This is a genomic window from Saccharothrix sp. S26 (assembly GCF_021390395.1).
In the GTDB taxonomy this organism is placed as follows: domain Bacteria; phylum Actinomycetota; class Actinomycetes; order Mycobacteriales; family Pseudonocardiaceae; genus Actinosynnema.
Genome location: NZ_JAJUWT010000033.1, coordinates 39,329 through 47,078, shown reverse-complemented (window position 1 = coordinate 47,078; position 7,750 = coordinate 39,329). Strand labels below are relative to the sequence as shown.

1 protein-coding gene is annotated in these 7,750 nt (G+C 74.1%); it reads right to left on the bottom strand.

What is annotated here, in order from left to right:
• Nucleotides 1-6: 6 nt before the first annotated feature.
• Nucleotides 7-7,674 carry a non-ribosomal peptide synthetase gene (locus tag LZG04_RS38630; protein ID WP_267938918.1) on the bottom strand — a complete coding sequence of 2,556 codons (7,668 nt, stop codon included), beginning with the start codon at nucleotides 7,672-7,674 and terminating at the stop codon, nucleotides 7-9.
• Between the last annotated feature and the right edge of the window lie 76 nt (nucleotides 7,675-7,750).

The following is a 7,750-nucleotide window of genomic DNA, read 5'->3' as shown; positions in this document are numbered from 1 at the left end:
GTCCGGTCACGCCTCCGTGTCGGCAGCGAGGGCTTCGAGATCCGCGAGAACCAGTTCCTCGACCAGGTCGGCCAGTGCGGAGACGGTGCGGGCGGTGAGGACGTCGCGCGGTGACAGGTCGACGCCGAAGGCCGCCTTGGTCCGGGACGTGATGTGCAGGCTGCGGATCGAGTCGCCGCCGAGGGTGAAGAAGCTGTCCTCCACGCCGACCCGGCCCACGCCGAGGACGTCGGCCCAGATGGCCGCGATGGCCTCTTCGGTCTCCGTCCGGGGCTCGACGTACTCCCCGGACGTGACCGCGTCGCGCTCGGGCGCGGGGAGCGCGACGCGGTCGAGCTTGCCGTTCACGGTCAACGGCAGGCTTTCCAGTGCGACGAACGCTGCGGGCACCATGTGGTCGGGCAGGACCTTGGCCGTGTGGTCGCGCAACTGCGTCGCCGTAGTCGGCTTGTCCGGCACGTAGTACGCAACCAAGCGTTGTTCGTTCGCCAGTACAACGACCTGGGCGACGGCAGGATGCGCGGCGAGGACGGATTCGACCTCGCCGAGTTCGATCCGGAACCCGCGGATCTTCACCTGCTGGTCGGCGCGGCCCAAATAGCGCAACGCGCCGTCCTCCCACCGGGCCAGGTCACCACTGCGGTACATGCGGGAACCCGGTGGGCCGAACGGGTTCGCGACGAACCGCGACGCGGTCAGCCCCGGCCGGTTCAGGTAGCCGCGGGCCAGGCCCGGTCCGGCCACGTACATCTCGCCGGGCACGCCCGCGGGCACCGGGTTGAGGTCCTCGTCCAGGACGTAGATCCGCAGGTCGGGCATGGCGACGCCGATGCTGCCGTCGGCCTCGGTGTAGGTGACGTGCACGGTGGTCTCGGTGATGCCGTACATGTTGATCAACGTGCCGGGACCGTCCCAGCCCTCCAGCTTGCCCATCTCCAGCGCCTCGCCGGCGAAGATCACGCACCGCAGGCTCAGCCCGGTCGGCCGCTCCGGGATCAACTGGTAGAACGCCGACGGCGTCTGGCTCAGGATCGTCACGCCCTCGTCGACCAGCAGCCGGGCGAAGTCGCGCGGCAAGCGGGACACCGCGTGCGGCACCACGACCAGCCGGCCGCCGTGCAGCAGCGCGGCCCACAGCTCGAAGACCGAGACGTCGAAGGCGTAACTGTGGAACATCGACACCACGTCGTCGGGGCCGAGCCGGAACCAGTGGTCGGTGGCGGAGAACAGGCGCACCACGTTGCCGTGCGGGATGACCACGCCCTTGGGCCGTCCGGTCGAACCCGAGGTGTAGATCACGTAGGCCGCGTGGTCCGGGCGCAGGGCCGCCGCCGGCGCGGTGTCCGGCAGCCCGGTCAGCTCGGGCAGCTCCGACAGCACGGCCACCGGTCGGGCGTCCTCGATCGTGGCCGCGATCCGGTCCGCCGGGTACGCGGGGTCCAGCGGCAGGTAGGCCGCACCCGACTTGAGCACCGCCAGCACGGCGACGACCTGGTCCAGCGAGCGCGGCAACCGCAGCGCGACGATCCGCTCCGGCGCGGCGCCCAGGTCGACCAGGTGGTGCGCGAGCCGGTTCGCGCGCTCGTCCAGCTCCCGGTAGGTCAGGTGCTCGCCCTCGCACGTGACCGCGACCGCGTCGGGCGTGCGCGCGGCCTGGGCGGCGAACAGCTCGGGGATCGTCGTGCCCGGCTCGCTGACCATCGTGCCGTTCCAGTCGAACAACACCTGGCGGACCTCGTCCTCGGACAGCCACGGCACGTCGGCCACCGGCCGGTCCGGGTCGGCGACCAGGCCGACCAGCAGCCTGCGCAGCCGCTCGGCGAGCCGTTCGACGGTGCCGGGCTCGAACATCGCGGGCTCGTAGCCGAGCAGCAGGCCGAGCCGTTCCCGCGGGTAGACGGTGGCGCTGAGCGGGAAGCTCGTGGTCTCGACCGCGGCGATGTCGCGCAGGCCCAGGTCCTCGGCCAGCTCGACCGGGTAGTTCTCGAAGACCACCACGCTGTCGAACAGGTTCGTGCCGCGCTCGACCTCGCTCCACGCCTGGATGTCGGCCAGCGGCACGTGCTCGAACCGCCGCGACTCGACCTGGGCGTCCTGCAACGCCCGCAACCAGTCCGCGACCGGTGCGGCGCCGTCGACCTGGACGCGCACCGGCAGCGTGTTGATGAAGATGCCGGTGATGGCGTCCACACCGGGAAGCTCCGCGGGACGGCCCGAGACCGTCGCGCCGAAGCACACGTCACGCCGGCCGGCGGACCGGGCCAGCAGCAGCGCCCACGCGCCCTGCACGATCGCGCTGGGCGTCACGCGGTGGTGGCGGGCGAACTCGTACAGCCGCGCGGACTCCTCGTCGGTCAGCTCGACCTCCAGGCGTCGCGACGACGTGCCGTGCCCGGCCGGCCGGTCGGCGGGCAGCGGCGTCGGCGAGTCGAACCCGGCCAGCGCCCGCCGCCAGTGCTCCCGCGCCTCGGCCTCGTCCTGCTCGGCCAGCCAGGCGACGTAGTCGCGGAACGGCCGCCGGTCGGTCTCCGCGCCGGGGTCGAGCACGTCGGACAGCACGTGGAAGACGCTCCAGCCGTCGAGCAGCACGTGGTGGAACGTCCACAGCACCTGCACGCTGGTGGGGGACAGGCGGGCGATGGCGACCCGCATCAGCGGCGGTCTGGCCAGGTCGATGCCCTGGTCCCGGTCGCGCGCCAGCAGCTCGCGCAGCCGGTCGGCGCGGGTGGCCTCGTCGAGGTCGCTCCAGTCCAGGAACGTGAACGGCACCTCGGCGTGCTCGTGCACCACCTGCAACGGCTGCCGCACGCCCTCCCACAGCACGCTGCTGCGCAGCACGGGCGTGCGGTCCACCACCCGCTGCCAGGCGGCGGCGAACGCGGCCGGGTCGGTGACGCCGTCGACCACGAACGTGGTCTGCTGGAAGTACACGCCCTGGTCGCCCAGGCCGTGGAACACCATGCCCGCCTGCATCGGCGTGAGCGGGAAGGCGTCCTCGCCGGTGATCAGGTCGACCTCGGCCTGGGTCAGGTCGGCCAGCGGGAAGTCCGACGGCGTGCGACCGCCCGCGCCCGGTTCGGCGCAGTGGGCCGTGATGCCGCGCAGCGCGTCGGCGAACGCGTCGGCCAGGTGCGCGACGGTGTCGCGGTCGTGGACGTTCTCGCTGTGGTGGAAGGTGAACTCCAGCCGGTCGCCGCGCACCTGCCCGACCACGTCCAGCAGGTGGGGTCGCGGGGCGCGCGGGTCGACGGACAGCTCCAGGTCGCGCTGGTCGGCGTCGAACCGGCCCAGGTAGTTGAACGAGACCCGGGGGTCGCAGGCGGGCGCGGTGCGGGCCAGGTGGCGCAGCGCGCCGTACCCGATGCCCCGCCCGGGCACGGCCCGCAGCTGCTCCTTCACCGACTTCAGCGCCTCACCCCACCCGCCGTCGGGCAGGTCGAGCGCGACCGGGAAGACGGTGGTGAACCAGCCGACCGTGCGGGACAGGTCGACGTCGGCGAACAGCTCCTCGCGGCCGTGGCCCTCCAGGTCCACCAGCACCCGCGACCGGCCGGTCCAGTCGGCCAGCACCCGGCCCAGCGCGGTCAGCAGCACGTCGTTGACCTGCGTGCGGTAGACGGCGGGTACGTCGCGCAGCAGCGCGGCGGTCTCCCGCTCGGTGAGCCGCACGGTGACCTCGCGCTGGGAGCCGACCGTGTTCGGACCGGTCCGGTCGACCGGGATGCCGGTCGGCGTGGCGGCCACGGCCGCCCAGTGGTCGAGCTCGGCGTCGAAGCCGTGCGGGGCGTGGTCGGCGAGGCGGGTGGCCCAGTCGCGGAACGACGTCGTCTTCGGCCCGAGGTGGATCGCCTGCCCTACGCACGCCTGGCGGTAGGCCGTGGTCAGGTCTTCGACCAGCACCCGCCACGACACGCCGTCGACCACGAGGTGGTGCGCGGTCAGGCGGACCGATCCGCTGTCCAGCAGCTCGGCGCGCAGCAGTGGGCCGCGGGTGAGGTCGAAGCCCTCCAGCGCGAGCGGGTCGGCGTCGGTGACGGGGGCGACCACCTGCCGGTCGCCCTCGAACCGGGTGCGCAGCGCGTCGTGGTGCCCGACCAGCGCGGCCAGGGCGGCGCGCAGCGCGGGCACGTCGAGGTCGACGTCGAGGTCGACCACGACGGACTGGTCGAAGTGCTCGGGCCGCACCGCGTGGCTGTCGAGGAACCAGCGCTGGATCGGGGTGAGCGGTGCGTCGCCGGTGACCTCGCCCTGGTCGGCGGCGGGCGGGAGGTCGCGGGTGACGTGCGGCGCGATCGCGGCGATGGTCTGGTGCGCGAAGATGTCCCGCGAGGTCAGCACCAGGCCCGCGCGCCGGGCGCGGGTGACCACCTGGATGCCCAGGATCGAGTCGCCGCCCAGGGCGAAGAAGTTGTCCCGCACGCCGACCCGGGCCGCGCCCAGCACCTCGGCGAACACGTCGGCCAGCACCGCTTCCACGGGTGTGCGCGGTGCCACGTAGCGAACTTCCGAGCGCTCTTCGGGCGGTGCCGGCAGCGCGTCGCGGTCGAGGTGGTCGAGGCCGACGACCGTGGTGGGCACGGCGTGCGCGGGCAGCACCTGGCCGAGGAAGCCGCGCAGCGCCGAGTCGTTCACCGGCGGCGTCACGTAGGCGACCAGCCGCCGGTCGACCGCGACCACGGCCGCGTCGGTCACCTCGTGGTACCGCCGGATCGCCCGCTCGACCTCGGCCAGGTCGACCCGGGTACCGCGGATGCGCACGGTGTGGTCCGACGCCGTGTGGTCGGCGGTCGCGTCGAGGGCGGCCAGGCCGCGCAGCGGGCGGTCGGGGTCGTCGACCACCAGGCGCAGCAACGCTTCCAGGTCGTCGCCCAGCGCCTCGATCGTGGCCGCGTCGAACAGGTCGGTGTTGTACTCCAGGGTCAGCGCCAGGTCGTCGCCGCGCGGCCAGAACTCCACCACCAGGTCGAACCGGGCCACCGGCCGGGGCAGGTCGTGCTCGACGGCGGTCAGCTCGCCGAACGCCGGGTCGCGCAGCAGCGGCTGGTGCAGCGCCACCACGGCCTGCACCAGGGGCGTGCGGCTGGGGTCCGGGTCGGGCCGCACCTCCTCCACCACCCGGTCGAACGGCACGTCGTCGTGCGCGAACGCCTCCAGCGCCGTGTCGCGCACCTGGTCCAGGAACGCGGTGAACGGCAGGTCCGGGTCGACCCACGAGCGCAACACCAGCGTGCGGACGAAGAAGCCCACCGCGCGTTCGAGGTCGGCCCGGTCGCGACCGGAGCTGACCGTGCCGACGGCGATGTCGCGTTGCCCGCTGCGCGCCGACAGCAGCACCTGCACGGCGGCGGTCAGCGTCATGAACAACGTGGCGTCGTGCGCCCGGCCCACACCCGCCAGCCGGCGGACGAGGTCGGCGGGCAGCGGCCGCCGCAGCACCGCGCCGGACGTCGTGCGCAGCGGCGGCCGGGGCCGGTCGGTGGGCAGGTCCAGCGCCTCGACGCCGTCCAGCCGGGCCCGCCAGTACGCCGGGTCGCCCTCGGGCCTGGTCCGGTCCCACGCGGTGAAGTCGGGGTACTGCACCGCGGGCTCCGCCGGCTGCCCGCCCGCGTACAGCTCGGCCAGCTCCTCCAGCAGCACCTGCACCGACCAGCCGTCGGTGACGATGTGGTGCTGGACGAGGACCAGCAGGTGCTCGTCCGGGCCGAGAGGGCTCAGCACGGCCCGGGTGAGCGGACCGTGCCGCAGGTCGAACGGCTCGTCCAGGCCCAGCTCGGCCGGGCTCGGCTCGGTGGCGTCGGCACGGGCCGGCAGCACGCGCAGCGGGATCGTGCCCCGCGGCGCGACCACCTGCACCGGCTCGTCACCCATCACGTCGAACGTCGTGCGCAGCGCGTCGTGCCGGCACGCCAGCGCGTCCAACGCCCTGGCCAGCCGCGGCACGTCGAGCGGCCCGGTCAGGCGGACGCCCGCCGCGGTGTTCTGCTCGGCGGTGCCGTCCAGCGAGAACAGCCGGCGCTGCGCCGACGACAGCGGCAGCGGCCCCACCCGCGGCACGCGGGGGATCGGCGCGCCGTCGAGGTCGGGCAGGGCCTCGGTGAGCGCGGCGACCGTGCGGTGGTCGAACATCGCCCGCACCGGCAGCCCACCGAGCCGCGACAGCGCCCGCACGGCCAGGATCGAGTCGCCGCCCAGCGCGAAGAAATCGTCGTGCGCGCCGACCCGGGGCACGCCCAGCACCTGCGACCACACCTCGGCGACCCGGCGCTCGGCCGGGGTGCGCGGCTCGACGTGGTCGGCCGGGGTGACGGCGTCGCCGACGACCGGCTCGGGCAGCGCGTCGCGGTCGAGCTTGCCGTTGGGCGTGAGCGGGAACGCCGCCAAGCCCACGAACGCCGAGGGCACCAGGTAGTCGGGCAGCCGCGCGGCCAACCGCTCGCGCAAGCCGTCGGTCTCGCCCACCACGTACGCCACCAGCCGCTTGGGCTCGCCGCGCGCGACCACCACGGCGTGCTCCACGCCCGGCTGCTGCCGCAACACCGCCTCGATCTCGCCGGGCTCGACCCGGAAGCCGCGGATCTTCACCTGGTGGTCGGCCCGGCCGACGAACTCCAGCTGGCCGTCGGCGCGGGTGCGGACCACGTCACCGGTGCGGTACATGCGCGAACCGGGTGGCCCGTAAGGGTCGGCCACGAACCGCTGCGCGGTCAGCCCCGGCCGACCCAGGTAGCCGCGGGCCAGGCCCACACCGGTCACGTACAGCTCGCCCTCGGCGGCCTGGCGCAGGTCGTCGTCCAGCACCCGGACCGAGGTGCCGGGGATCGGGCGGCCGATGGGCGGCGTGCCGCCGGGCTCCAGCGGCTCGCTCCACGACGTGACCACAGTGGACTCGGTCGGCCCGTAGGCGTTGATCATGCGCCGACCCGGTGCCCACTTCGCCACCAGGTCCGGCGGGCACGCGTCACCGCCGACGACGAGCGTGCGGAACGACGGCAGGTCGACGTCGGGCATGGTGGCCAGCGCCACCGGCGGGATCAGCGCGTGCGTGACGCCGAACGCGGCGATCACCTCGGCGAGCTGGTCACCCAGCAGCGGACCGGGCGGTGGCACCACGAGGGCCGCGCCGGCGGGCAGCGCCATGCACAGCTCCAGCACCGAGGCGTCGAAGCTGGGTGAGGAGAACTGCAGGACCCGGTCGCCCGGGCGCACGGCGAAGTGCTCGATCTCGGCGGCGGAGAACGCGGGTAAGCCCCGGTGCGGCACCACCACGCCCTTGGGGCGACCGGTGGACCCGGAGGTGTAGATCACGTAGGCCGGATCCTCCGGGTGGATCTCCGCCTCCGGCGCGGTGCCGGGCCGGCCGGCGAGGTCCCGCGGGCCGTCGAGCACGAGCAGCGGCTCGGCGTCGGCGACCATGAACGCGATCCGGTCGGCCGGGTAGTCCGGGTCGATCGGCAGGTACGCCGCGCCCGTCTTCAGCACGGCGAGCCGGGCCACCACGTTGTCCACCGAGCGCGGCATGGCCACCGCCACGACCCGCTCCCGCCGCGCCCCCTCGGCCTGGAGCAGGTGCGCGAGCCGGTTCGCGCGCTCGTCGAGTTCGCGGTAGGAGAGCGCCCCGTCGGCGGAGAGGACCGCGGGTGCGTCGGGAGTGCGCAGCGCCTGCGCGGCGATCAATTCCGGCAATGTGCGGGCGTGCGTCATCGCGAGAGGTGCCTTTCTGGCTGTCGGGGGCGCGGCTTACCCATTCCGC